Origin of the sequence: Specibacter sp. RAF43, assembly GCF_052114065.1 — a bacterium.
Classification (GTDB): Bacteria; Actinomycetota; Actinomycetes; order Actinomycetales; family Micrococcaceae; genus Specibacter.
In genome coordinates, this window is record NZ_JBFREA010000023.1 from 57,873 (window position 1) to 80,980 (window position 23,108).

Consider the following 23,108-nt stretch of genomic DNA (forward strand, 5'->3'; position numbering starts at 1 on the left):
ACACCGTGCCAACACCCGATCCGGCATCCCCGGTGGCCGTGGTGACGGGTGGTGCCAGCGGAATCGGAGCCGCGACGGCGGACCGGTTCCGCGCGCTGGGCTACGGCGTGGTGATTGCCGACCTCACCCGAGTCGGTGAGGCTCCGGCAACGGATCTCACCTCCACCGAGAGCGTCGATGCGCTAGCCCGATGGGTCACAGCGAAGCACGGACGCTGCGATGTGCTTGTCAACGGCGCGGCAGCCGTCGTCGCCGGGGACATCCTGGCGGTGAACGAGTCCGATTGGACCCGGGTCCTGGACATGAACGTGACCGGAATTTGGCGTACGGCGCGGGCCTTCATCCCCTTGATGATTGACGGTGGTTCGGTGGTGAACATCGCCTCCGCCGCCGGCCTGCGCGCCATTGCAGACATGTCAGCCTATGTTGCGTCGAAATCGGCCGTGGTCGGGCTGACCGCCTCGATGGCCATCGATCTGGCCCCCCGCAATATCCGGGTCAATTGTGTGTGTCCGGGCCTCGTGGACACGCCCATGGCCCGACGCGCACAGGAGCTCCGCCGCGACGAGACAAGGTCCGCCGTCCAAAATTTCGACAACTACCTCATCAAGCGCACTGCTGAGCCGGATGAGATAGCCGAAGCCGTCGTATTCCTTGGAACCAACCGATATCTGACCGGCTCAACGCTCGCCGTTGATGGCGGCCGAACGCTTCACTAACCGGATCTTCTTGCCACTCATGACCGCCCTTCCATCCGCATGCCCCACCCAAACCCAGGAGAACAACCATGGACGCCAACCTCAACCGACGCCGATTCTTGACCATCTCCGGCCTCGCAATCAGTTCCACTGCCGCCGGACTCGCATTGACAGCTTGCGGGCCCAATGCGGCGGGCAGTCCCGGCTCATCGAAGGGTGCCAGTGGAAACAGCATCAACATCAACAGCTTCGGCGGCACGTTCCAAAAGACCATCCAGGCAACCGTCGTTGACCCGTTTACCGCGGCCACCGGGACCAAGGTCAATGTGACCACAGCCATCTCGAGTGAGGCATTGACCCAGCTGAAAGCCTCGGATTCCGCCTTTGACGTCGCCTATATGGACCTGGCAATTATTTACCAGGCGAAAGCCGCKGGCCTGCTGCAAGCCATCGACCACAGTAAGCTCAAATCCGTTGCCGAACTCTACCCGCTGGCCGTCGATGACAAGGGCTATTGGATCGCCGAACTCGCATCGATGACCGGCATCGCCTACAACACGGAAAAGGTTAAATCACCGCCTACGTCGTGGGATGACCTCTGGGACCCGCAGTACGCCGGCAAGGTCGCCATCTGCAACGTCAGCGGTACGGCGGGTTATCAGTTCCTCGCCACCATGGCAAAGCTCAACGGTGGCAGTGAGAGCAATATTGATCCCGGATTTGAGAAGCTCAAATCACTCAAGCCCAACCTTGCGGCGATCTGGAGCACTCCCGACGAGATGAGCAAGCTTCTAACCAGCGGAGAGGCAGTCATCGGCGTCTGGTACGCCGACCGCACCAGCGCCCTCAGGAAGAGCGGCGCGCCGGTCGCTTTCGTCCAACCAAAGGAGGGTGCGATCGCCGTCCTTAGCGCGATGGTAATTCCCAAAGGCACGACGAAACTCGATGCAGCCCACGAGTACATCGACTTCCAGATCTCCTCCTCGGTCAATTCCAAATTCGTCCAGGTCGTCGGGGAGGGCCCGACTAACAGGACCGTCAAACTGTCGCCGTCGTTCCTGGCGGAGAACTACGTCCCCTACGGGGAGGACCAGATCAAATCCCTGGCCACCGTCGACCCTGAAGCCATCGCCACCCACCTTTCCGCCTGGACCACGCGCTGGCAGTCGGAGATAGCCAACTGATCCATCACGCCGAAACGGTGAGGGCACCCGGCCCTCACCGACGGACCATTACCTCCCAGAGGACTTGATCAACAGTGAGAACATACAACCTCGCCATCATCCACGGCGACGGCATCGGCCCCGAAGTCAACGAGCAAGCCCTCAAGGCCCTGCACGCGGCGGCAGAGCGATTCGACTTCGGCTTGGAAACAACCAAATACCCCCTGGGTGCGCAGAACTATCTAGACACGGGCGTCCTTGTCGATGCGGAAACACTTGAGCGAATCCGCCGTCACGACGCCATTCTCTTTGGCGCAATGGGCGACCCCCGAGTCTCGCCCGGGATCCTGGAACGTGGATTGATCCTGCGCATGAGACGCGAGTTTCACCAGCAGGTCAACCTGCGCCCCGTGAGGCTCTACCCCGGCGTTCCCACGCCCATCAGGGATCTAAGTCCCGGCCGATGTGACTTCGTTGTGGTGCGGGAGAACACGGAAGGCTTGTATGTGGGTGAGGGGTCCACCGTCCATAAGGGAACCAAGAATGCGGTAGCCTTGCAGGAGTCAGTCAATACGCTCCCAGCGATTGCCGACGTCGTTGACTACTCCTTCCGGCTTGCGCAACAACGCCGCAGAAAGCTCACCCTGTGCCACAAAAAGAACATCCTGGTGCATGCTGGCGAACTGTGGCAGACGGTCGTTGACGAATATTCTGCCAAGTATCCCGACGTCGAAGTCGACTACATCCACGTCGATGCAATGTGCCAGCACATGCCCATGTCCCCAGAGAGGTTTGATGTCATCGTCACCGACAATCTCTTCGGAGACATCATTTCCGACCTCGGAGCGACGATCCAAGGCGGGCTGGGGGTTGCCGCCAGTGCCAACCTGAACCTCGACGGCCAAGCACCCAGCATGTTCGAACCGGTCCACGGTTCTGCCCCTGACATCGCCGGACGCGGATGGGCGAACCCCGCCGCTGCCGTTCTCTCCGCCGCACTCTGCCTCGCCGCCCTCGGACAAGGAGAGGCCGCGCTGTCCCTGGAGCGCGCTGTCGCATCTATCCTCGCGGAGCTTCCAGAATTGGCCGGTCCCGGTATGGGTGCCAGCACGGAGGAACTCGGCGACCAGATCGCCGAACGCATCGCGCAGGGGCATGATGGCAACGACACTTCCCATGGACGCTCCATCATGACGGCGATGGCCTCCGTCTAATGCCCATAGGGCCAGCCGCATGCCCCATGCGGGCCACTTTGTCTCATCCTCGCCCTGACCCTTCCGCCCCGGCGAGTTTCCAGCCGGTGCCATTACGCTGGGTAGGTTGGACTTGCGGCGCAACAACCTTTCGGCAACAGGCAGGACGTGGGCATGACTGCAACGGACCCCCAGGGCGGCCAAGAGGGCGAACTCTCCAACGACCGTTTCGTCGGAGGCAGGGACCTCACCCGGTGGCGTACCCCGCTGGGCCGTCACCTGGCCGGCACCGTACTCTGGCTCAGCGCACGGCTGGGACCGCATGCCGCCCTGATCCTCACCCTGGCGGTGGGTGCCGCGATCGCTGCCGCGCTGACGTTCATTTCCGCGGAGGTCTACGAGTCCGTGGCCGACGCCGACGGGGTCGCCGCCCTGGACCATCCGCTGCTCGAGACGGCCATGCGCCTCCGCTCCCCCTGGCTGGATGCGGCCGTAACGGTTTACACCGACGTTGCCGGGACTGTTTGGATGCCCATCATCGCCGCGACGATCATGCTCGTCCTGGCCCTCAAGCGCCGGTCCTGGACCCCGGTGATCCTTATCGTCACGGCGGCGGTGGGGTCGCTCCTGATGACCATCGCCGGCAAGCGGCTCTTCGGGCGGGCCCGCCCCCCGCTGACGGACGCCGTCCCGCCCTATGAATACTCGCCGTCGTTTCCCAGCGGCCACACCCTGAACGCGATCGTCATCGCCGGCATTGTGGCCTACCTGCTCATCCTGCGCCGGCGCACCGTTCGGGGGCGGGTCCTCACGGCCCTGGTGGCCGGCCTTTTCGCGTTCACGGTGGGGCTGAGCCGCATCTTCCTCGGCCACCACTGGTTCACCGATGTCCTGGGCGCCTGGACGCTGGGCGCCGTGTGGCTGGCCCTGGTCATCACCGCACACCGGCTGTATCTGACCGCCACCCGACACGCGGCGATTGCGGGGGACACACCGCCGGGGCGGTGACGCAGCCGCGGCCCTGCACACGCTCCCCCAACGGAGATCCGCCGTGCCGTGTGTGCGCGGCCGAACACGGCCCCGGCGGGCACTGCCGCAGGGCCACGCCGACACTGGCGCCTTTTCGCCGACCCCGCCGTCGTGGTGGGGCCCTCCTGCAACGGACGCGTCGGCATACTAGTCTCGATGTCCGGCCACCCACCAAAGTCGAGGCCGGAATCTGCGCCAGCTACGCCGTCGGCCGCCCAATCGGCGCACGGTGGTACTGGTTTGGGGCATAGGGAATCGAGACTCCGAGGGCCGCCGCGGCCCGCAGCGGGAAGTTGGGGTCGCGAAGGAGTTCCCGCCCCACCATGACGACGTCGGCCAGCCCTGTGGCGATGATCTCTTCGGCCTGCTCGGGCTCGTCGATCAGGCCGACGGCGATGGTTGGCACCCCTGCCGAGGTGCGGACCGCGGTGGCGAACGGGACCTGGTAACCGGGGCCCACCGGGATGTTCGCCGCGGGGACGTTGCCGCCGGTGGAGACGTCGGCAAGGTCCGCCCCGTGCTCCGCGGCCCAGCGCGCAACGGTCCGGGTTTCTTCAAGGGTCCAGCCGCCGTCGGTCCAGTCGGTGGCCGAGAAGCGCACGGACACCGGGACGTCGTCGTTCACAACTGCGCGGATGGCGTCGATGGTCTCCAGCAGGGCGCGGGCCCGGTTGGCGAGACTCCCGCCGTAGTCGTCGGTGCGGGTGTTGCTCAGCGGGGAGAGGAACTGGTGGAGGAGGTAGCCGTGGGCGGCGTGGATTTCGATGAGGTCGAAGCCGGCGACGATCGCCCGGCGGGCGGCGTCGGCGAAGGCGCTGATGATCTCGTGGATGCCCTCGACGGTGAGCGCGGCGGGCTCGTCGTAGCCCGGGAAAGCGACGGCGCTGGGGGCGACCGTGGGCCAGCCGCCATCGGCCGCAGGGACGCTGCCGCGCCGTTCGTCCCACGTCCGGAACGTAGACGCCTTGCGACCCGCGTGGGCCAGTTGGATGCCGGCCGCGGCGCCCTGCGAGTGGATGAAGCGCACGATCCGGGCGAACTCGTCACGCTGGGCGTCATTCCACAGCCCAAGGTCCTGCGGCGTGATGCGGCCCTCGGGAACCACGGCGGTGGCCTCGGTAAACACGGCGCCCGCACCGCCGCGGGAAAACGATCCGAGGTGGACCAGGTGCCAGTCGGTGGGCATCCCGTCCTGCTGTTCGGCGGAATACTGGCACATGGGCGTGACCCAGAGCCGGTTGCGGACCCTCAACCCGCGCAGGGTGATCGGTTCGAAAAGTGCAGATGTCATGGGGAAGGGGGCCTCTCAGGAGTTGATCGCTTGTAAGCGGCAACACGATTGGGGCGCCGCTGATTCCCTCCAGGGGCGCACGGACGCTAGCGGGCCATGTCGGGGCGCACGGGCACCAGGCTGACGGCATTGCGTCGGTGGAACTTCACTGGTGCCCGGTCGAAGCCCTTGGCATCGAGGTTGTTCCCCAGGCGGTAGGCGGCCAGGGCCTGGTCGTAAAGCTCGTTGAGCCGGGCGCCGGAGAATTCGCCCCGGCTGCCATCGGTGAACGTGATGGAGACGGGGATCGTCTTCGGGAAGTGTCGGCTCATGTGGATGAAACCGTCGCGGTCCTGTTGGATGTTGAGCATGCGGATGCCGCCTTGTCGTGGGGAGCTTCCAGTCTCCCCTATTCGCAACCGTGCTGAGCGCACAAACCGGCATGTGGCAGTGGAGCTCGCGGCCCGGCGCCACCTTGCCGCCGAGGAATCCCTAGCGCTGCAGCGCCGCCCGGACGGCGGGCAGCACCTCGGTGGCCAACAGTTCGATGGAGCGCAGGGTCGCCGCCTGCGACAAGCCGCCCAGGCCCACCTGTGCCAGGAAGCGGGTGTGGCCCAGAATCTCGTGTTCCCAGAGGATCTTGTCCACGATTTCGGCCGGGCTGCCGGCGAAGAGGGCGCCGCGCGGGCCCGCCCAGGCCTCGAAGCCGGGGCGGTCCAGCCGGCCGGCGCGCGGCATGTTCTGGCCGATGTAGGAGGAGTAGTGCGGGAAAAACGTGTCCTTGGCTCCCTGCGACGTCTCCTCGACGTAGAAGTGCGAGGTCACCCCGATCCTCCCGGGCTCCCGGCCGGCGGCGGCCGCGGAGCGTCGGTACAGTTCGGCCAGCGGCGCAAACCGTTCCGGGCCGCCGAGGATCGCCAGGTACAGCGGCAGCCCCAGCTTCCCGGCGCGCGCCGCAGAGGCCGGCGTCCCGCCGACCGCAAGCCAGATCGGCAGGCTGGCCTGGGCCGGGCGAGGCCAGACTCCGGCATCGCTGAGCGCCGGCCGGGTGGACCCGGCCCAGGTGACGGGGTTTTCGTCGCGGATGCGCAGCAGGAGCTCGAGCCGGTCCTCGAAGTATTCGTCGTAGCGCTCCAGCTGCTGGCCGAAGAGCGGGAAGGACTCCAGGTAGGCGCCCCGACCGGCGGTGATTTCGGCGCGTCCGGCGCTGATGAGATCGAGCGTGGAAAAGTCCTCAAAGACGCGGACCGGATCGGCGCTCGAGAGCACGGTGACGGTGCTGGTCAGGCGGATGCGCTTGGTCTGCGCAGCCGCCGCGGCCAGCAGGACCGCCGGCGAGGACACCGCGAAGTCCTCCCGGTGGTGCTCGCCGACGCCGAAGACGTCCAGCCCGGCGTCGTCGGCGACGCGCGCCCATTCCAGGATGTCGCGGGTGCGCGTCGTGGCGTCCATCGGCTTCCCCTCGGCGTTGCGGGTGAGCTCGCCGAAGGTGAAGATGCCGATCTCGAACGGCGTGGGCTCACTCATGCGCGGGCCACCGCCTGGGCGCCGACCTCGACGGCGAGGAAGTCGCGTACGTCGTCGAGCTCGTGTGCGTTGATGCCGTGGGCCAGTCCGGGATACACCCGCTCAATCAGCGTGGTGTGCCGGGGTAGGTACTCGCTGCTGCGGGTGATCGCCACGGGGGCGATCATCCTGTCCTCGGCGCCGCGGCCCCAGAACAAGGTGGGGCGGCTGTCCTGCAGTTCCTCGTCGCCCGGCTGCGGGGCACCCAGCACGAATCCGCCCAACACCACGGGGGCCAGCACCCGTTCGGGTCGCGTGCGCAGCAGCTGGCTGGCCATGAGCCCTCCCTGCGAGAATCCCAGGGGGACGATTCGGGTGCCGGGGTCCACATTGTCCTCGACCCAGGCCCAGATGGCGTCGGTTGCTTCCTCCACCGGCCGAGCCTCGGGGGCGCCGGGCGTGGTGATGGTGAACCAGGCAGCCCCGCCGTTGCCGAGCTCCAGCGGTGCCCGCAGGGATGCCCAGGGCAGGTTGAGCCCCAGGGCCGGCGCCAGGGAGGCCAGGTCGTGCTCGTTGGAGCCGAAGCCGTGCAGGAACAGGGCCACGGCCTCGGCATCCGCAGTGGTGGTCCAGCCGGGCGAGCGTACGTCGCGCAGTGTGGTGTTCATTCGAAGAATCAGCTCCTTGGCAAGGGGTATCCGGGAGCCGGGTGCGGCTCGGTGCCCCGCGGATCGGTGGGTGGCAGGCAACCGCCATCACGGGCCACGGGCACGGTGGCGGGCAGTTCCCCAGGTTCAAGGATACACCGATTACTTGTAGCTTCAACTATTTATCGTAATCCCACCATGGGCGTACTCAAGGCGGCGGCCATTGGGTTGCGCGGCGGCCCCGGCCGTGACAACCAGCAGGATGCCGAGCACCTGAACAGCCGACGGCGCCTGGTGGAGAAGTGCCAGGCCGAGAAGTACACCGAAGGCGGGCTCAAGCGCCATGAGGGTGCCGAAGGCCGTGTGCGTCATCCTTCGCAGGGCAAGGAGTTCGAAGGTGAATGGAATGACGGGCATGAGGAGCGCCAGCCCCACGGAGGCCAGGATGACGCCCCATCCGAGGTTGCCCGCCGCCTGGGGCAGGCCAAAAAACGCGGACACGACCGCCGCAACGGGTGCGGTCAGGGCGAGGCCCTGGATCCCGGAGAAGCGATCGCCCAATTTCTGCGTCAACAGGATATAGACGGCCCAGCATCCTGCCGCAAGGACAGCCAGGCCGACACCGGCGAGGTCAACCCTGCCCCGCCATGGTTCCGTAAGCAGCACGACGCCGGCCAAAGCCAGGGCCGGCCACGCCATGGCGCCCAGGCGGTGGCTGCGGAAGGCCGCGACGGCAAGTGGGCCGAGGAATTCAATGGCGACGGCCGTGCCGAGAGGGATCCGCGAGATGGCGGCCAGGAACAGGATCGTCATCATGCCGGTGGTGGCGCCCAGCGCAAGGATGAGCGGCACGTCGGCGCGGCGGATGGCGCGCACGTCCGGGCGGCAGATCAGGATAAAGAACACGGCCCCCGCCGTCAGCCTCAGCCACGCGGCCCCGGATGTGCCCACCAACGAAAACAGGGATACCGACAGCGCCGAGCATAGTTGCACGGACACCATGGCTGCCACGGCGAGCATCCAGGGTGGGACGGTGGCGGCTCCCGAGCCGGGCAGGCTCACTCCCGCAGCCAGTCCAGCACCTGTTGCGCGTGCGTATTGGGCGGGAAAATCGGGTAGAAGACGTGCTCGATGCCCCCGTCCTTCACCACCAGGGTCAGACGCGTGTAAAGCCGGTCATGGCCCGGCGCCGCGAAGGTGGGGAGCTTCAGCGCCGCGGCAAGGGAAAAACCGGGATCGGACAGCATGGGGAACGGCAGGCTCAGCCGGCTGGCCACCTCGCGCTGATAGTCCGGATCCTGGCTCGAGAACCCGTAGACGTTGGCAACACCGGCGTCCCGCAGCACGGTGAAGTGGTCACGGAAATCACAGGCCTCCGTGGAGCATCCGCGGGCGCCGGGAATCGCATCCCACCCGGCCGGCAGGTCGGTCCCGGGGAGGCCGGTCAGGGGGTAGAGGTAGATGACGGTCCGGCCGGCGCCGAGCCCGGCGAGGTTCACGGGGCTGCCGTCGGTGGCCTTCAGGGTTAGCGCCGGCATGGCGAGGCCCACCAAGTGGTCGGCGGCGCCGTCGTCCTCGGGGATGGGCAGATTCTCCGGCAGTACTTTCGAGTAGTCGATCACGGTTGTGACTTCCGTTCCAAACGTTCGGGACGCGCCCCGCTGAAGCCTTTCGGCCAGGAGCTCGCGCCGGGAGGCAAGGGATGCAATGGTCCGGTCCAGCTCCGCGATGCTGTCCCGGTAGGCGGCCAGCGACGCCGGGCACTCGTCGCTGTGCTGGTGGCCGGCGTCGAGGCACTCAATGAACGGCGCGGCGCGGGCGGGGTTGATCCCGAACCCTGCCAAGGCACGTATTTCCCGGATCACGCGCAGGTCATGTCCGGAGTAGTCGCGGTAGCCATTGGCCAGACGGCCTGGCTGAACCAGGCCCAGCCGCTCGTAATAGCGGACCGCCTTGATGGATGCCTCGGCCCGTTCAGCCAACTCGCCTATGCGCATTCTTACCTCCCGAGATCACCCTAAACCTTGCCCTTAGGGGGAGGGTCAAATGGCCCTCTTTTGGCACGGCCCCGCGATGAGTTTCATGGCGAACTGTTGGTGCTGTTTGCCGCTGCCGGACAGTTCCCAGATCACCACCGTGCCGGCCCCGGGTGAACCCTTCCAGCATGAGGCCCGGTCGGCGCGAAGGAGCTCAAGGGTGCTCCGCCGTCGTCGATGGAAGGGTGCCGCCCGGGAGCCCGGCGAGCCGTTCAATGGTGCGCAGCCCGGCCGGCGTCCCGGGCCAGTGCCGGCGCAGTGGCCCGGGGCCGGCGGAGCGGATCACCGACCGCAGGATGACGGCGACGACGATCACGTCGTCCGCGTACCCGATCACGGGCAGGAAGTCCGGGACAAGGTCCAACGGCGAGAGCAGATAGGCCAGCAGCAGGGCCAGCTTGATCCGCACGCTCCGCGGCAGGGTCCTGTCCCCGGCCAGGCGGTGGAGCACACGCAGCAAATCCGGAAGCAACCGCAGGGCGTCCTTCATGCCCACGGTGTCCGGATGGCGCCGGGCATAAACCCACAATGCCACCAACAGGGCCACGTAAACGGCCACCAGTCCGGCCAAGATTCCAAGCAGCGTCTGCCACGTCATCGGCTAATCGCCGTTGGGCACGGTGTGGTTCACGATGACATTGCCGTTCGGGAGTATCTGGGTATTAACAAGGTTTAGTTTAGCGGCCGGGGTATTGAAGAGGAGAAGGGTGTCGGTTGCTTCACCTCACAGGCCCTGTCAGTACCTCCCACGGCACACGTCGGGCGACGTAACGTTGTGTCCATGGACAACCGCAGCGAAATCCGGGAATTCCTTGCCTCCCGAAGGGCAAGGCTCACGCCCGAGCAGGCCGGGCTGCCCACTTTTGGCGGCATCCGGCGCGTCCCTGGGCTGCGCCGCGAAGAGGTGTCCCTGCTGGCCGGCATGAGCGTGGAGTACTACACGCGCGTCGAGCGCGGCAGCCTGGCGGGCGTCTCCGACTCCGTCCTGGAGGCCATCGCCCGGGCCCTCCAGCTGAACGAGGCCGAGCACGACCACTTGTTCAATCTTGCCCGGGCGGCGGGGCCCGCCGCCCGGGTGCGGCGACCGCCCGCCCAGGGCATCCACGCCAGCGTGCAGCGCATCCTGGACGGCATGGTCGGCATCCCGGCTTTCGTGCAAAACGGCCGCCTGGACGTTCTCGCCGCCAATGACCTGGGCCGCGCGTTGTACGCCGACGTCTTCGAAGATCCGATGCGGCCCGCGAATTTCGCAAGGTTCGCCTTCTTCAACCCCCGCTCCAAGTCGCTATATCCGGACTGGAACCAGGCTGCCGACACCTCCGTGGCCATGCTGCACGCCGAGGCCGGGCGCAACCCGTTCGACAAGTCCCTGACGGAGCTGGTTGGGGAACTGTCCACCCGCAGCGAGGACTTCCGCCGGCGCTGGGCCCAGCACGACGTCCGCCTCCACCGCAGCGGCGTCAAGACTCTCCGGCACCCGGTGGTGGGCCTGCTCGAGGTTCACTTCGACGCCCTGGAACTGCCCGCCTCACCGGGCCTGACCATGTTCACCTACAGCGCCGAGCCGGGATCCTCCTCGGAGGACGGCCTGCGGCTGCTGGCCAGCTGGACGGCCACCACCCATGCACCGCTGACCGAAGCCGAACGCGGTAGCGGTCTGCAACGTTGGGGTCCCTGCTAGTACCCCTCACAAGAGGGCCTGTTTGCCGACCTGCACCTGCCGTTGAATGGATGGAGGGAGGGCAGCCACGCCGCCGCTCCCCGCCTTCGAAAAACCAACCACAGGAGACCACACATGCTGACCGTCAACGCCTACGCCGCCCCGTCCGCCGCCGGCGAGCTCATCCCCACCACCATCGAGCGCCGCGACGTCGGCCCGCACGATGTCCTCATCGAGATCAAGTACGCCGGGATCTGCCATTCGGACATCCACACCGTCCGTGGCGACTGGGGTCCGCAACGCTACCCGCTGGTGCCGGGCCACGAAATTGCCGGCATCGTCACCGAGGTCGGCTCCGCCGTCACCCGGCACGCCGTCGGCGACAGAGTCGGGGTGGGCTGCATGGTGAACTCCTGCGGCGCATGCGCCCACTGCCAGGCCGGCGAAGAACAGTACTGCCTGGCCGGCAACACCGGCACCTACGGCGCCGTGGACCGGGACGGGCGCATCACCCAGGGCGGCTACTCCACCCACGTCGTCGTCACGGAAAACTTTGTAGTCCACATTCCCGACGGCCTGGGCCTGGACGTTGCCGCCCCGCTGCTCTGCGCGGGCATCACCACTTACTCACCGCTGCGTCACTGGGGCGCAGGCCCGGGCAAGAATGTGGCCGTCGTCGGTCTGGGCGGGCTCGGCCACATGGCCGTGAAGATCGCCCACGCCATGGGCGCCGATGTCACCGTGTTGTCCCAGTCGCTCAAGAAGCAGGAGGACGGCCTGCGCCTCGGCGCCGACCACTACTACGCCACGAGCGAGCCGAATACCTTCACCGAGCTCGCCGGCAGCTTCGACCTGATGATCAACACCGTCAGTGCCGCCCTTGACATCAACGCCTACCTGCAACTCCTCACGCTCGACGGCGCCCTGGTCAACGTGGGTGCCCCGGCCGAACCGCTGCCTGTCCAGGCGTCCTCTCTCATCCAGGGACGCCGGTCCTTCGCCGGCTCCGCGATCGGCGGCATCCGCGAGACCCAGGAGATGCTCGACTTCTGCGCCGAGCACGGAATCGGCGCCGAGATTGAAGTCATCCCGGCCGGGAAGATCAACGACGCCTACGAACGCGTCCTGGCCTCCGACGTTCGCTACCGCTTCGTCATCGACGCCGCCACGCTGTAGACGATGATCAGCAGGGCGGCAGATCCGCGGGCCGCCGGCCGGGGCGGACGGCCGACGCGGCCCGGGCCAGCGGGTCCGTCCGGGAGGGCACCTAGAGTTCTCCGCCGGCCGCCTTCGGGGCACCCGAGCCGTGGACGGGTCCGCCGAGGCCGCTGGCGTGACCATGATGGCCGCCGTGGCTGTGGCCGCCGCCGCGCTGTCCGGCGTCGCCCACCTCCTCGCGGACCAGGAACATCTCGACGTCGAAGAGGTTGTCCGCGCGGCGCGCGACGTTCAGGAGCGTGGACATGGACGCAACCTCCTCCACCTGCTCCTTGAGAAACCAAAGCATGAACTGTTCACCCAGGGGGTCGTTTTCCTCCCGCGCCGCGGCGAAGAGTTCCTTGATGTGGTCGGTGACCTCGACCTCTTGGGCAAGGGCCAGGAGCAGGGGTTCCTCGGCCGAGGAGAAGTCGTTCCGGACCGGATCGATCCCGGGGATGGAAATCTTAATGCCGCGGTCCAGGGCATACCGGACCATCATCATCGCGTGGTTCCGCTCCTCCAGGGACTGCCGGTAGAAGTGCTTGGCCAGCCGGGGCAGGTCCTGCCCGTCGAACCAGGCGGCAACGGCAATGTATTGCTGGGACGCGGCAAACTCAATGCCTACCTGCTTGGCGAGCAGATCGTTGAATTTTGTGGCGTTCATGGGGCGCTCCTCGAGTTGCGTTCACGGCTGAGGACCGGCGGCAGAAAGGCCCGGCTGGGCCCGGCATCGCCGGAGGGCCTACCATGAGCTTGCGCCGCTGGGGAGGCGGGCGTCAATACCCCCTTCCCGGGAGGAGTCACTCCCAGCGACTTGCGCAATTCCCGCGAACCGGGACCAGAACAATAAGGGAAACTGACAAGATTCCGAGAACCGGCACCAAAAGAATTCCGGTGGAGATCCCCATTCGATCCCCCAGCACGCCCAGTGCCGCCGGCGCCGATGCCAGCGCCAGCCCCATGCCCACGGAGGCCAACGCCGTGGCGCGGTCTGTCAGGCCATCCGAGGATTGAATCATCCTGGCCAAGGCCAAAGGATACTGCCCGGAGATCCCCAGCCCCACGATGAACAGGGCCGCCAAGGAAATCACCGCCGTCGTGGTCAGCCAGAAGACCGTGAATCCGAGGAGAGAAAGTGCGATGGCAGCCAGGAGGAGCGCATCCAGTCCCCTGGAGGCGACCAGCCGGGCGAAAACGAAGCGGCCAATCATCATGCCCGAAAGCGTCACGGTAATGGCCGCCGTGGCAAGCGGCGCGCTCAAGCCGGTTCGTTCGCTCAGAAACATGGGGGTCCACATTGTCATGGAGAACTCGATGCCAAGAAGGCAGACAAAGCAGAGCCACATGGCCCAAAACCGGGGAGACATGCGCTGGGGAGCCAGGGATCGAATTTTCCCCTGGGGAAACGATGGGGCGCGGCGCCTGGTGCCACGTGCCAGGCCGACGGATGCAAGCGCCACGGACAGGACGACGAGCACCATGAGGCCCGCCCGCCAACCCAACGCGCCGGCAGCGCCCAGTCCCAAAAACAAGGGAGCAACCAGTCCGACTCCCTGGGACACTGCCGCTCCCTCATTCAGTGCCTGCGGTCCCCTACTGCCGTGCCGGGCGGCTAGATCAGCATTTCCCGCAGCCATCAACAATGCACCCGAGAACCCGGCGACACCTATTCCCGCGAGGGTAAAAGCAAGTTGTCCGCTAAAACAGTATGAAAAGACTCCTGCGCACATTCCAAAGAGGCCCATCCAGGTGAGCGCTTCCCGCCCCCATATTGCCGTCAACCGGGCGGATACGGCTCCCGCCAAGAGAACGCCCAACCCGACGGCCGGGCCGTGCATGGCAGCCTGGGAAAGGGAAAGCCCCAAATCATCGGCCAAAAGTGACACCGTTGGCGCATAGCCGTCAATGAGGAAGGCGAAGACCCCCAACTGGCCATACCGTATCCAGGTCTTCTTGTCCCGAACCAGACCCGCCCGCCCAGGCGGGGATTGGCGGCTCGGGAGTGTCCCGAGGATTCTAGAGTTCAACATTGCCTTCTTTGATAATCTGCGGCGCCGACGAATCGACCGTCATGGAGGAGTTGCCGGACGCCGGATGCCACTTGTTCGCGTTGTCCGTCGCCGCGCGGTCCGTTGGGACCGCACGGCGACTCCGCCGTGGATTCAAGGTCGAATTAGTGTGGCGCCAGCAACATGTTCGGCTTCAAATCGGCCCAAGGACGGGCCGATTCAAAGTTGGCCGCCGCCCGCAAGACGGCGGCATCCGCGTGGTGCCGGCCAGCGATTTGAAGACCCACGGGACGGCCATCGGCGGTAAATCCCGCCGGCACGGTGATCGCCGGCGTCGTCAGCATGTTGTACGGATACGTCAGGAGCCAGCCAAGCAGTTGGCGCCGAAGTGATTCACCCGCCAACCACGGGGGCGCGAACTGCTCGAGGGGAAAGGCTGCCGTGCTCAGCGTCGGGGAGATGAGCAGGTCATAGTCGGACATGAACGAGGTAAAGGTGTCATACATGCGGCCACGGAACGCATCGGCACGGCCAATGTCAACCGCGGTAAGACTCTCCGCCTCCCGCATGATGTTGATGAGATTCTCATCGACCTGCCCCTGCATCGAGTTCCAGTCAAGGAGGTCGTAGCCACCGGCATAGGCGGGCACCCAGATTCCCTCCCACATCGCCTTTTCCGGATGCGCCCAGCCAGGGGTGGCCTCCGTGACCCGTGCACCGAGTGATTCAAAGGCCATGACGGCTTCCCGGCAGATCCGGGCGACCTCGGGGTCAACGTAGCCCAGACCCAGATCGTCGGAATAGGCGATATTCCAGCCCGTGATGTCCTTCTTGATTTCTTCGGTGTAATCAATGCCGTCCCTGGGCAGGCTCAGCGGATCCTCGGGGTCCGGTCCGGAGATGACATTCATCATCAGGGCCGCGTCGCCGATTGTCCTGGTAATGGGGCCGTGGAACACCCAGGTGTGATGCCGGCCTTCCAAGATGGACTGCGGAATTCGCCCCAGCGAGGGCTTAAGCCCGACGACGCCGCACAGGGATGCCGGAATGCGAACGGATCCTGCCCCGTCGCCTCCCTCGGCGAGGGGGCCCAGCCCGGCGGCAACGGCGGCGGCGGCACCGCCGCTGGATCCGCCGGGCGTGTAGCCGTGCTTCCATGGGTTGTGCGTGGGACCATACAGGTGTCCGTCCGTGCCACCGTAATAGCCGCTCTCCGGCGAGTTGGTCTTACCGAGAAACAACCCCCCTGCGGCCTTCATGCGTCGGACGAGGGCGGCGTCGCGGCTGCCCACCTTGTCCCGCAGGGGCAGCAGGCCGGCGGTCAACGGCAGGTCCTTCATCGGCGTGAGCACCTTGATGGAAAACGGAACGCCGTGGAGTGGGCCCAACTCCTCCCCTGCCGCCTGCTTCGCGTCGAGGTCCGCCGCGTCGGCCAGGATCTGGTCTCGCTCGTAGCTAACGAAGGCATTGAGCACCGGATTGACGTTTTCGATGCGGTCGGCCATGACCGCGGCAACGTCGGTTGAAGCGAGTTCACCGTCCTTCACGGCAGCCGCCAGGCTTGTCGCCGGAAGCCAGCTAAGTTCTTCACTGTTCATTTCTTGTCCTGTCTGCTCGTGCGGGAGCCGGGTCCTAGACTTTGAGCTGAAGCTGTTGCGCCAGCTCCTCGGCAGCGGAAATCACGTCATCCTGCCAGGGCTTGAGGCTGTGGGCCGGCGAGCCCTCAAAGAGGTCGCTGAACGCGTCCTGAACTCCCGTCTGGCTCCCGGAGAGTGCCTCCAGGACGGCCAGGCCACAGAAAGGCACGTAGACCGGTGAATATCCGCCTTCGTGGGAGAACACCACCCGTCCCTCGCACACCTCCTCGGCAATGGAGACCAGCTCGGTGGCCATGTCCCGGTAGCCGGAGGCCGTGACGGCCATTCTGCCCAGCGGATCCGCCGCGCTTGCATCAAATCCGCTCGATACCATGATGAGCTGGGGCTGGAAGGCCCGGATGGCCGGGCCGGCGACGCGTTGGATGGCGTCGGTGTAGGCGCCGTTTCCGCACCCGGCGGGCAGCGGCACATTGATACATGTTCCGTGTGCCGCGCCGTCCCCACGCTCCGCCAGGGTGCCCGAATCCGCCGGGAAGAGAAATTCCTGGTGAATCGAAATCGTCAGCACGTTGGGATCGCTGTAATAGATGTCCTGGGCGCCGTTGCCGTGGTGCACGTCGTAGTCGACGATGGCGATCCGTTCGATGTTGTGCACGGCGCGGGCATATTCAATGGCGACGGATACGTTGCTGAAGATGCAGTATCCCTTGCCGGAGTCCCGGACGGCATGATGCCCGGGAGGCCGCACCAGCGCATACGCGTTGTCAACCGTGCCATTGAGTACCGCCTCGGTCGCCGCAATGGTGCCCCCGGCGGCGAGGAGCGCGATCTCAAAGGATCCTTTCCCGAACGGTGTCCAGCCATCTCCTCCGTCGCCGCCGTGCTTTTCGCTGTCGGACTTGATGCGCGCAACGTAATCGGGCGTGTGGATCCGCAGCACGTCCTCTTCCGTGGCGGGTCGCGCCGGGATTTTGACGAGATCATCAATCAGCCCGGAGACCTCCACGAGGGATGCCATCCTGGTCTTTGATTCGGGACTTTCAAAGTTGAGATAGGGCTGGACCGGGCCGCCGGCCGGGATCACGCCCGCATGAGTCCCGGTGTCGTGCCATGCATAGAGTTCGTGCCAAATGTAGCCGGTGCGTCGCATTCTGCTAATTCCTTTCAGATCCGACGGAGGATTCCGCCAGGGGTCGGTGCGCAGACTCGTCCGCGGCGGGTGATTCTCGAAGATGATCGAACAACTGCTTGACCCTGTCTTGTTCGGCCAATGGCTGGCGGATGGCAAAGGCACAAATAACATAGACCAGGGCATTGACGACGAGGGCGGCGACTCCCGAGGTGAGTCCCCCGAGCCATGGGATGGACACAGGATAGAACCACTGCAGAACGCAGGCGGTCGCGAAGCCGGTGAGCATCGAGGCGGTTGCGGAAACCGCGTTGCCGCGCCGCCAGAAGATGCCAAAGAAAAGCGTGGGAGCCAGCTGCACGATTCCCTGGTAGGAAACGAGGGCGAGCACCACGAGGCCGCCGGAGACGTTCTTGAGGGCCAGCGCCCCGAGGGCGGAGATGACGGTCAGGGCTCCCACGACGATCTTCGCGCTCTTGGGATCGTCGAGCCGCTTTGCCCGGCCGACCCCGATCACATCGTTGGCCGCCTGGGTTCCCAGGGCCTGCAGGTTTGCCCCGATATTCCCCATCGTCGCGGCGAGGACGCAGATGCCGGCGAATGTCACCATGAGGACACCGCCAACGCCGGAGACGATGAACCACACATCATCGGGGGCGTCCTTGACCCCGGGATAGCTGGAGGCAAGCAGCGAAAGAAGCAACAGGGAGCTGCCGAAGATCAGCAGCAGGGGCGCTGCCTGGACCGCCGATTGTTTGATGGTCTTCGTGTTTTTGGCGCTGAAAAGTCGAACGAAGATATCGGGCCAGCACCAACCGCCCAGGGCGCCGGTCAGGACGATGGCGAAGAAGTACAGCCCGCCAAGTTCGCTGGTGGGGCCCGGGAGGTGGAAGTGGGCGGGGTCGACCTGGGCGAATCCGTGGCCGTTCGTCACAAGCCAGACGAGCAGTCCGAGGATGGCGAAGGTGCCCAGAATGTAGGCGAAGATCCCCTGCACCATGTCGCTGATGACAATGCCGCGCATGCCGAACTTGATGGTCCAGATCTGGCGGGCGGAAATGACGATGACGCCGATCACGATCGCGGCGGCCGCCCCGACGGAGCCGAAGGACAGGTACCTAAAGACCAGTCCGAGGGATTGCATGCCAAGGATGATCCAGGGGACCGTGGCGACAATGCCGATCAGGGCGGCAATGACCCTGACGGGCTTGGAGTTGTATCGCAGGCCCAAGAGGTCCGCTTGGGTCCTGATGTCAAACTTCTTACCCCAAACATGCACCGGCTTGGCCAGGAAGAACATCACCACGACCGCCAGGAGCGAGTAGTGAAGGACGTAGAATCCGATGACGCCGGCACCGGCGGCGAGGCCAGCAAAGGAAATGAATATCGTCCCGGGAAACCAGGTATTCACAAATGCCATGGTGCTGAAGATGGACCCGAAGGAGCGTCCGCCCGTGGCGTAGTCGCTGAAGGAAACCTCCTTACGCTTGGTTCTTTCCAGCACAAAGACGATGAGTCCGAAGAATAGTGCTATTCCGCCATACCCGATCAGCATGTCCATGTCAGGACTCCTTTTGCTTTTTGTCCAGGGCGGCCATGACGAACAGGGAAAGCACAACCCACACGGCTGATCCCAGGACGTAGGCGACCGACATTGTCGGGGATCCACTGGTCAAGGACCAGTGAAGTGTGGGAAACAAGACGACGATGATGTCCAAGACGATCAGAACACCGATCACCCGCTTCGCATGTTGATTTTCAACCATATTCGGTCCTCCGGACTGTGGGCGTCGCCGCCCAAATCGATTGCTGGAACGTTCCAGCTCGCTCTAGTATTGGTGTGATGCACGTCTCATGTCAAGGGATAGAGATTTATGACGGCAGGGTGTCCGGAGCCGGTTTTGGACGTCCACGGGAAGGGCCGTCGCGTGTGAGAGCATCTGACTTAGGGAAGTATGATGCCGAAGGGGTCCCAGCCATGACCAGAGCAGTGACGATCGTTGACATTGCGCGCGCCTTGGACCTGTCCAAGAGCACTGTTTCGAGTGCCCTGACGGGCCAGGGCAGATCGTCCGAGGCCACCCGACGGCGCGTCGTCGAAGCCGCGGCCCGCATGGGCTATGTGACAAATCGTGCGGCCAGGCAGCTGCGGGTACAGAGTACGGGTGCCTGGGGACTCTATATTCCGGCGCAGGTGCGCATGCAGTCGTTCTACATGCAGTTCACCTTTGGTGTGGTTGATGAGGCGGCAGCCCTGGGGTATGACGTGACGCTCTTTGGCCGGACGTCAGAGCCGACCCAAAAGATGGGTCCGCAGATCGACGGGGCCATTGTTGCGGACCCGCTCCCCGACGACCCCGTCATTGAACGCCTTGCCCGGACCGGTGTTCCCCTGGTCACGGGCGGACCGATGCGCGGGTCCAACAGTCGGCTGGCGGACGGGGTCATTGAGGTGGACAACTACAAGATGGGAAGGCAGGTTCTCGATCAACTGGTGCGCCTGGGTGCCCGGCTGCCGGCCCTGATGGCACCGGACGCCATGTTCGACTCCCCCTGGGCAGGCGATGTCCGGGATACCTATTTGGCGTGGTGTGAGGACCATCGAATTGAACCGAAATTGGCCACGATTGCGGTCTCTCCCACCTCCCAGGACCTGGACTCGGCGGTCCGACGCCTGATCACCGATTCCAGCATTGACGCCCTGGTCTGCGCACCACAGGGTTTGGCAGGACGCTCCCAGCCCATTCTTGAATCGCTGGGCTACAAGATAGGAAAAGAGTTTCATTTGGCGGCGCTTGTCGGTGACCCGGCGACGGAATTGATGAACGAGAAGATTACCGCGTTGGATCTCACCCCGTTCGAGTTTGGACGGGAGGCCGCCCGGATGATGGAAGAAATCCTTCAGTCCGGTGCGACCATACGGCTCCACAAATTCCACGAGGCCCATCTGCGACCGGCTGTTGCCGCAGCAGACACCAGCGGAACTACAATGTGACCCCGTCGGCATAGACGAGCCGCGGCACCGGCGACGAGCTCGCCCCGGGCGTCGTCGGATCGGCGTCGAGCAGCTCGTGTTCCTCGACCAGCACCCGCCATAGCGACTCCGTGCCTCCGGGCCGGCGCAGCCCCGGGTAGCCGGCCGCATCCCCCGCCGGGGTCCCGGCGTTCGCGGGCAGCACCACCGACCCGGTCCAGGTGGCCCGGCAACCCCCGGTCTCCTGGACGCTTACGGCCAACAAAAGCGCGCTGGAGACCGTCTCCCATTCCAGGTCGCCCGCCCCCGGGGCCCGGCTTTGCACGGTGGCGCGCACCGTGCGCGACTGCTGCAGCCGCGAGGCCCGCGTGGCGGCATCGCCGGTCGGGCTGTCCGCGCTGAGCTGCTCCCCCGGAAGCTCCGGTGCGCCGTGCGGATCCCAGCGCAGCCAGCTGACCACGCCCGTCAGCGTCACCTGCACGTGCCGCGCGTCCGGCCGGCTCACCGTCAGCGTCCGGGTGGGCAGCGGCTGCACCCAGCCGGACAGCGCGACCGGCGAAAGCTCGCTCCCGGGGATCGAGTGCGGCTGGTACCGGGCCACCGCGAGGCGCACGAACGGCCACAGCGCCGGCGTCTCGGCCACGGCCACGTCCACGAACCAGCGGCCCGACTGCTCGTCGTACTCCGGCCGGTACCCCAGCACCCGCACGGCGGGGTGGTTGCGGACGTCCCGCAAGGGAAGGGACGCGGCGACGGCGACCGGGTTGCCCGGCGCGTCCGGCCACCCGCGGTCGCGCCCGCCCTGCACTTCGCCGCCGAGCGGCGGCGAGATGCCCACACTCCCGGCCGCCGCCGTCTCCATCACGTCCAGCACCAACTGGTCGACCGTGAGCAGCGGGGGCACGGTCGGGGACGTCGTGCCGCCGCCGTGCTGGACGATCGGGTCGGCTCCCCACAGGCTCGTCGCCCCGTCCGGCGCCTGCTCGGCCTTCGGCTGGCGGGTCCACGAGCCGTCCGGCTGTTCCACCCACTCGTCGGGGTCGAACACGAGCACCCCCAGCAGCTCGCCGTCACCGGAGGAGAACCACGGGCGCGCCAGCCACAGGCGCACCCCGGAGCGCCGCACCTGCCGCCACGCGAACGGCTCCTCCGGCTCGGTCTCCTCCTCCCAGCGCAGCAGCGGCACCGCATCCAGCACCAGCGGCGCGGCCGGCCGGGCCGAAGAGGGAATCTCGAGCACCACCGGCTCACCGGCGAGCGCCGGGTCCCCCGGTTCGGGCACGTGCGCGAAATACTCCGCGTACCGCGTCGTCCCGGACGGCACATACGTGACGCGCCGGTGGTGCGTGTCCTTGAACGTCTGGAGCATGCGGTGGAAGCCCAGGGGGCCGAGCGCCTGCGCCAACGCGCCGGTGGGCTGGAAGTCGTACAGGAACAGCACCCCGGTCCGCTCCCGTTCGGCGACGGCGGAGCGCACCACGACGTCGGACCTGGTCACCTCCTGCGGACCGGGGGCCGAGACGTCGTCGACCGTCTCGGTCCACTCCGCGCGCACCAGCAGCGTGTCCGTGCTGGAGCCGTGCACGTCGACGAGTCCGGTGAGCGCCACAACCGGGCGCCCGGGCGGGCGCAGGAACACCTCCAGCGCCCGCAACTGCGGCGCCCGAACCGGTGCGGGCACGGCATGGACCAGCCGCAGCTCCGTCGACGGGGTCAGCCACCAGGTCCAGCCGGAGGACGCCGCGCGCATGAGCGCGGCCGCGGCCACGACCTCGTCGACGGTGTACCCGTCCGCGGGGTCGGCGACGCTGGCCAGGTGCGAGCGCCACAGCCCGAACTGCTCCAACGCCGGCGTCTCCAGGGTGCTCGAGACCGCGACGCGCACCTGCTCGCCCGGCGGGAGCGCCACGTGGATTTCGTGGCCGGCCACCCGGGCGTCCAGCACGTCCCCGCGCTCCAGGATGAGCCGCAGCGGCTGCAGTGACGGCCACGTCCCCGGGTAGGGCACCGTGACGGCCTGCAGGGCGCGCGGCTCCGCCAGCATGTGCGGTGCGCCCGCCTCGTAGAACACCAGCGAGACGCCGCTCGCGTGGGGGTCGGGCAGGTACGGCAGGCGCAGCGCGTCGGTGTCGTGCACGACGTACTGGCCCTCACCGATGGGCCGGCCGCGATCGGCGGTGATCTGGTCCAGGGTGGCCCGGTGCGTCGAGCCGGTGTCCGCGCCGGGCCGGTCCTTGAGGGCGATCCCGGGCTGCTCGTCCGTGCCGCGGGGGTCGGTGAGGCTGGGCGCGAACCTATCCAGCAGCGTGCCCCGCTCCGCCAGCGCGACGGCGTACAGCCGGCGGATCTCGGCGGCGTCGCCGGTGCCGATGGCGGCGTCGAACATCCCGGCGGCCTCGGCCTCCAGCTGGGTCGCCTTGGGCGGGGCAATGTGCCGTTCGGATGTGGGCCGGGCGTCCGGCCCGTCCTCCCCTTCTGCGTCGTCCGCAGGGGCACCGCTGCGCACGACCAGGTGGGCGGGCTGCTCCCCCGTGCCGAACTCCTGCCGGGCCACGAACGCGGGCGAGGGGATCGGCTCCCAGCGCAGGTACGGCCGCGGGGCGGTGACGATCCCCCGGGTGGCCAGGCGCAGGGCGTCGGGCAGCTGCAGGTCGTCGTTGCGGGCGAGGGTTGCCAAGTCGCCGGCGTCGACGCCCAGCTGGGGCCGGGCGCGCAGCGTCTCGCCCGACGCGGCGAGGACGCGCGAGGCGGCGGCCAGCTCGTCGAAGAGGCGTTGGGCCGGCGCGGCCGCCCGGGGCGTCGCCGCGCGGGCAACCAGGTCCGCCAGCGTCGCGTCGAGGCGGGCGTCGCCGGAGCGCAGCTCCTCGGGCAGCCCGAGGAACTCGGGCGCGGGTCCGGCCGTTTGCAGGTGCTCGAGGACGGCCGCCCGGCGCGCCGCGGCCACGCCGGCGCGGTCCCGCCGCCGGTAGCCGGCCCGGAGCCGGTCCAGGTGCGTG

At 66.7% G+C, this 23,108-nt stretch carries 21 protein-coding genes; 7 read left to right on the forward strand and 14 right to left on the reverse strand.

The features are described 5' to 3' along the window. Nucleotides 1-5: 5 nt before the first annotated feature. The 4 genes from AB4Y80_RS12940 (at nucleotide 6) to AB4Y80_RS12955 (ending at nucleotide 4,062) form a co-directional block, all read left to right on the forward strand. Nucleotides 6-719, forward strand: a complete 714-nt coding sequence (locus AB4Y80_RS12940) for an SDR family NAD(P)-dependent oxidoreductase (RefSeq protein WP_442214622.1) — start codon at nucleotides 6-8, stop codon at nucleotides 717-719. A 68-nt stretch (nucleotides 720-787) separates the two neighbouring features. Next, complete coding sequence (locus tag AB4Y80_RS12945; protein WP_442214623.1) at nucleotides 788-1,882, forward strand: ABC transporter substrate-binding protein; 1,095 nt, start codon at nucleotides 788-790, stop codon at nucleotides 1,880-1,882. 74 nt (nucleotides 1,883-1,956) lie between these two features. After that, complete coding sequence (locus tag AB4Y80_RS12950) at nucleotides 1,957-3,075, forward strand: 3-isopropylmalate dehydrogenase (RefSeq protein ID WP_442214624.1); 1,119 nt, start codon at nucleotides 1,957-1,959, stop codon at nucleotides 3,073-3,075. A 153-nt stretch (nucleotides 3,076-3,228) separates the two neighbouring features. Beyond that, nucleotides 3,229-4,062, forward strand: a complete 834-nt coding sequence (locus AB4Y80_RS12955) for a phosphatase PAP2 family protein (RefSeq protein ID WP_442214625.1) — start codon at nucleotides 3,229-3,231, stop codon at nucleotides 4,060-4,062. Nucleotides 4,063-4,282: 220 nt separating this feature from the next. Here the strand turns inward: AB4Y80_RS12955 and AB4Y80_RS12960 are convergent, their stop codons facing one another. The 7 genes from AB4Y80_RS12960 to AB4Y80_RS12990 all read right to left on the reverse strand — a co-directional run bounded on the left by AB4Y80_RS12960 (nucleotide 4,283) and on the right by AB4Y80_RS12990 (nucleotide 10,140). Continuing rightward, entirely contained in the window at nucleotides 4,283-5,374 is a 1,092-nt protein-coding gene (locus AB4Y80_RS12960; protein WP_442214626.1) for an NADH:flavin oxidoreductase/NADH oxidase, read from the reverse strand. Nucleotides 5,375-5,460: 86 nt separating this feature from the next. Further along, nucleotides 5,461-5,724, reverse strand: coding sequence for a hypothetical protein (locus tag AB4Y80_RS12965; RefSeq protein ID WP_442214627.1), 264 nt, complete (start codon nucleotides 5,722-5,724; stop codon nucleotides 5,461-5,463). Nucleotides 5,725-5,845: 121 nt separating this feature from the next. Beyond that, on the reverse strand, nucleotides 5,846-6,880 hold the full coding sequence (locus tag AB4Y80_RS12970; RefSeq protein WP_442214628.1) for an LLM class flavin-dependent oxidoreductase: 1,035 nt from the start codon (nucleotides 6,878-6,880) through the stop codon (nucleotides 5,846-5,848). Further along, nucleotides 6,877-7,527 carry an alpha/beta hydrolase gene (locus AB4Y80_RS12975; RefSeq protein WP_442214629.1) on the reverse strand — a complete coding sequence of 217 codons (651 nt, stop codon included), beginning with the start codon at nucleotides 7,525-7,527 and terminating at the stop codon, nucleotides 6,877-6,879. The genes AB4Y80_RS12970 and AB4Y80_RS12975 overlap by 4 nt, the downstream gene beginning before the upstream one ends. A 153-nt stretch (nucleotides 7,528-7,680) precedes the next feature. Beyond that, the gene (locus AB4Y80_RS12980; RefSeq protein ID WP_442214630.1) at nucleotides 7,681-8,568 is read right to left on the reverse strand and encodes an EamA family transporter; all 888 of its coding nucleotides are present in this window, start codon (nucleotides 8,566-8,568) and stop codon (nucleotides 7,681-7,683) included. After that, entirely contained in the window at nucleotides 8,565-9,503 is a 939-nt protein-coding gene (locus tag AB4Y80_RS12985) for a redoxin family protein (RefSeq protein ID WP_442214632.1), read from the reverse strand. Before AB4Y80_RS12985 ends, AB4Y80_RS12980 begins: the two co-directional genes overlap by 4 nt. 193 nt (nucleotides 9,504-9,696) lie before the next feature. Beyond that, the gene (locus AB4Y80_RS12990) at nucleotides 9,697-10,140 is read right to left on the reverse strand and encodes a YkvA family protein (RefSeq protein ID WP_442214633.1); all 444 of its coding nucleotides are present in this window, start codon (nucleotides 10,138-10,140) and stop codon (nucleotides 9,697-9,699) included. Between the two features lie 183 nt (nucleotides 10,141-10,323). On the opposite strand from AB4Y80_RS12990, the gene AB4Y80_RS12995 reads away from it, so the two are divergent. Together AB4Y80_RS12995 and AB4Y80_RS13000 are read left to right on the forward strand one after the other, a co-directional pair. Continuing rightward, nucleotides 10,324-11,223 (forward strand): helix-turn-helix domain-containing protein, encoded by a 900-nt coding sequence (locus AB4Y80_RS12995; RefSeq protein ID WP_442214634.1) that lies wholly within the window; start codon nucleotides 10,324-10,326, stop codon nucleotides 11,221-11,223. Nucleotides 11,224-11,337: 114 nt separating this feature from the next. Continuing rightward, nucleotides 11,338-12,378 carry an NAD(P)-dependent alcohol dehydrogenase gene (locus AB4Y80_RS13000; protein ID WP_442214635.1) on the forward strand — a complete coding sequence of 347 codons (1,041 nt, stop codon included), beginning with the start codon at nucleotides 11,338-11,340 and terminating at the stop codon, nucleotides 12,376-12,378. A gap of 91 nt (nucleotides 12,379-12,469) precedes the next feature. Here the strand turns inward: AB4Y80_RS13000 and AB4Y80_RS13005 are convergent, their stop codons facing one another. From AB4Y80_RS13005 to AB4Y80_RS13030, 6 genes are all read right to left on the reverse strand, one after another. Next, nucleotides 12,470-13,066, reverse strand: a complete 597-nt coding sequence (locus AB4Y80_RS13005; RefSeq protein WP_442214637.1) for a ferritin — start codon at nucleotides 13,064-13,066, stop codon at nucleotides 12,470-12,472. Between the two features lie 136 nt (nucleotides 13,067-13,202). Next, entirely contained in the window at nucleotides 13,203-14,432 is a 1,230-nt protein-coding gene (locus tag AB4Y80_RS13010) for an MFS transporter (RefSeq protein ID WP_442214638.1), read from the reverse strand. A gap of 143 nt (nucleotides 14,433-14,575) precedes the next feature. Then, the gene (locus AB4Y80_RS13015) at nucleotides 14,576-16,009 is read right to left on the reverse strand and encodes an amidase (RefSeq protein WP_442214640.1); all 1,434 of its coding nucleotides are present in this window, start codon (nucleotides 16,007-16,009) and stop codon (nucleotides 14,576-14,578) included. Between the two features lie 34 nt (nucleotides 16,010-16,043). Further along, nucleotides 16,044-17,159 carry a class II histone deacetylase gene (locus AB4Y80_RS13020; protein ID WP_442214641.1) on the reverse strand — a complete coding sequence of 372 codons (1,116 nt, stop codon included), beginning with the start codon at nucleotides 17,157-17,159 and terminating at the stop codon, nucleotides 16,044-16,046. 4 nt (nucleotides 17,160-17,163) lie between these two features. Beyond that, nucleotides 17,164-18,699 carry a sodium:solute symporter family protein gene (locus tag AB4Y80_RS13025; protein WP_442214642.1) on the reverse strand — a complete coding sequence of 512 codons (1,536 nt, stop codon included), beginning with the start codon at nucleotides 18,697-18,699 and terminating at the stop codon, nucleotides 17,164-17,166. A gap of 1 nt (nucleotide 18,700) precedes the next feature. Continuing rightward, nucleotides 18,701-18,904, reverse strand: coding sequence for a hypothetical protein (locus tag AB4Y80_RS13030; protein WP_442214643.1), 204 nt, complete (start codon nucleotides 18,902-18,904; stop codon nucleotides 18,701-18,703). A 212-nt stretch (nucleotides 18,905-19,116) separates the two neighbouring features. On the opposite strand from AB4Y80_RS13030, the gene AB4Y80_RS13035 reads away from it, so the two are divergent. After that, complete coding sequence (locus AB4Y80_RS13035; protein ID WP_442214644.1) at nucleotides 19,117-20,133, forward strand: LacI family DNA-binding transcriptional regulator; 1,017 nt, start codon at nucleotides 19,117-19,119, stop codon at nucleotides 20,131-20,133. Here the strand turns inward: AB4Y80_RS13035 and AB4Y80_RS13040 are convergent. Then, nucleotides 20,123-23,108, reverse strand: a 2,986-nt coding sequence (locus AB4Y80_RS13040; protein ID WP_442214646.1) for a hypothetical protein, incomplete at its 5' end; no start/stop codon positions are given. The genes AB4Y80_RS13035 and AB4Y80_RS13040 overlap by 11 nt on opposite strands.

Excerpts from the sequence above, each read along its gene's own strand:
- AB4Y80_RS12995 (WP_442214634.1), top strand. The coding sequence starts at position 10,324 with ATGGACAACCGCAGCGAAATCCGGGAATTCCTTGCCTCCCGAAGGGCA.
- AB4Y80_RS13030 (WP_442214643.1), bottom strand. The coding sequence starts at position 18,904 with ATGGTTGAAAATCAACATGCGAAGCGGGTGATCGGTGTTCTGATCGTC.
- AB4Y80_RS13015 (WP_442214640.1), bottom strand. The coding sequence starts at position 16,009 with ATGAACAGTGAAGAACTTAGCTGGCTTCCGGCGACAAGCCTGGCGGCT.
- AB4Y80_RS13020 (WP_442214641.1), bottom strand. The coding sequence starts at position 17,159 with ATGCGACGCACCGGCTACATTTGGCACGAACTCTATGCATGGCACGAC.
- AB4Y80_RS13005 (WP_442214637.1), bottom strand. The coding sequence starts at position 13,066 with ATGAACGCCACAAAATTCAACGATCTGCTCGCCAAGCAGGTAGGCATT.
- AB4Y80_RS12965 (WP_442214627.1), bottom strand. The coding sequence starts at position 5,724 with ATGCTCAACATCCAACAGGACCGCGACGGTTTCATCCACATGAGCCGA.
- AB4Y80_RS12970 (WP_442214628.1), bottom strand. The coding sequence starts at position 6,880 with ATGAGTGAGCCCACGCCGTTCGAGATCGGCATCTTCACCTTCGGCGAG.
- AB4Y80_RS13000 (WP_442214635.1), top strand. The coding sequence starts at position 11,338 with ATGCTGACCGTCAACGCCTACGCCGCCCCGTCCGCCGCCGGCGAGCTC.
- AB4Y80_RS12985 (WP_442214632.1), bottom strand. The coding sequence starts at position 9,503 with ATGCGCATAGGCGAGTTGGCTGAACGGGCCGAGGCATCCATCAAGGCG.
- AB4Y80_RS13035 (WP_442214644.1), top strand. The coding sequence starts at position 19,117 with ATGACCAGAGCAGTGACGATCGTTGACATTGCGCGCGCCTTGGACCTG.
- AB4Y80_RS12960 (WP_442214626.1), bottom strand. The coding sequence starts at position 5,374 with ATGACATCTGCACTTTTCGAACCGATCACCCTGCGCGGGTTGAGGGTC.
- AB4Y80_RS13010 (WP_442214638.1), bottom strand. The coding sequence starts at position 14,432 with ATGTTGAACTCTAGAATCCTCGGGACACTCCCGAGCCGCCAATCCCCG.
- AB4Y80_RS12975 (WP_442214629.1), bottom strand. The coding sequence starts at position 7,527 with ATGAACACCACACTGCGCGACGTACGCTCGCCCGGCTGGACCACCACT.
- AB4Y80_RS13025 (WP_442214642.1), bottom strand. The coding sequence starts at position 18,699 with ATGGACATGCTGATCGGGTATGGCGGAATAGCACTATTCTTCGGACTC.
- AB4Y80_RS12990 (WP_442214633.1), bottom strand. The coding sequence starts at position 10,140 with ATGACGTGGCAGACGCTGCTTGGAATCTTGGCCGGACTGGTGGCCGTT.
- AB4Y80_RS12955 (WP_442214625.1), top strand. The coding sequence starts at position 3,229 with ATGACTGCAACGGACCCCCAGGGCGGCCAAGAGGGCGAACTCTCCAAC.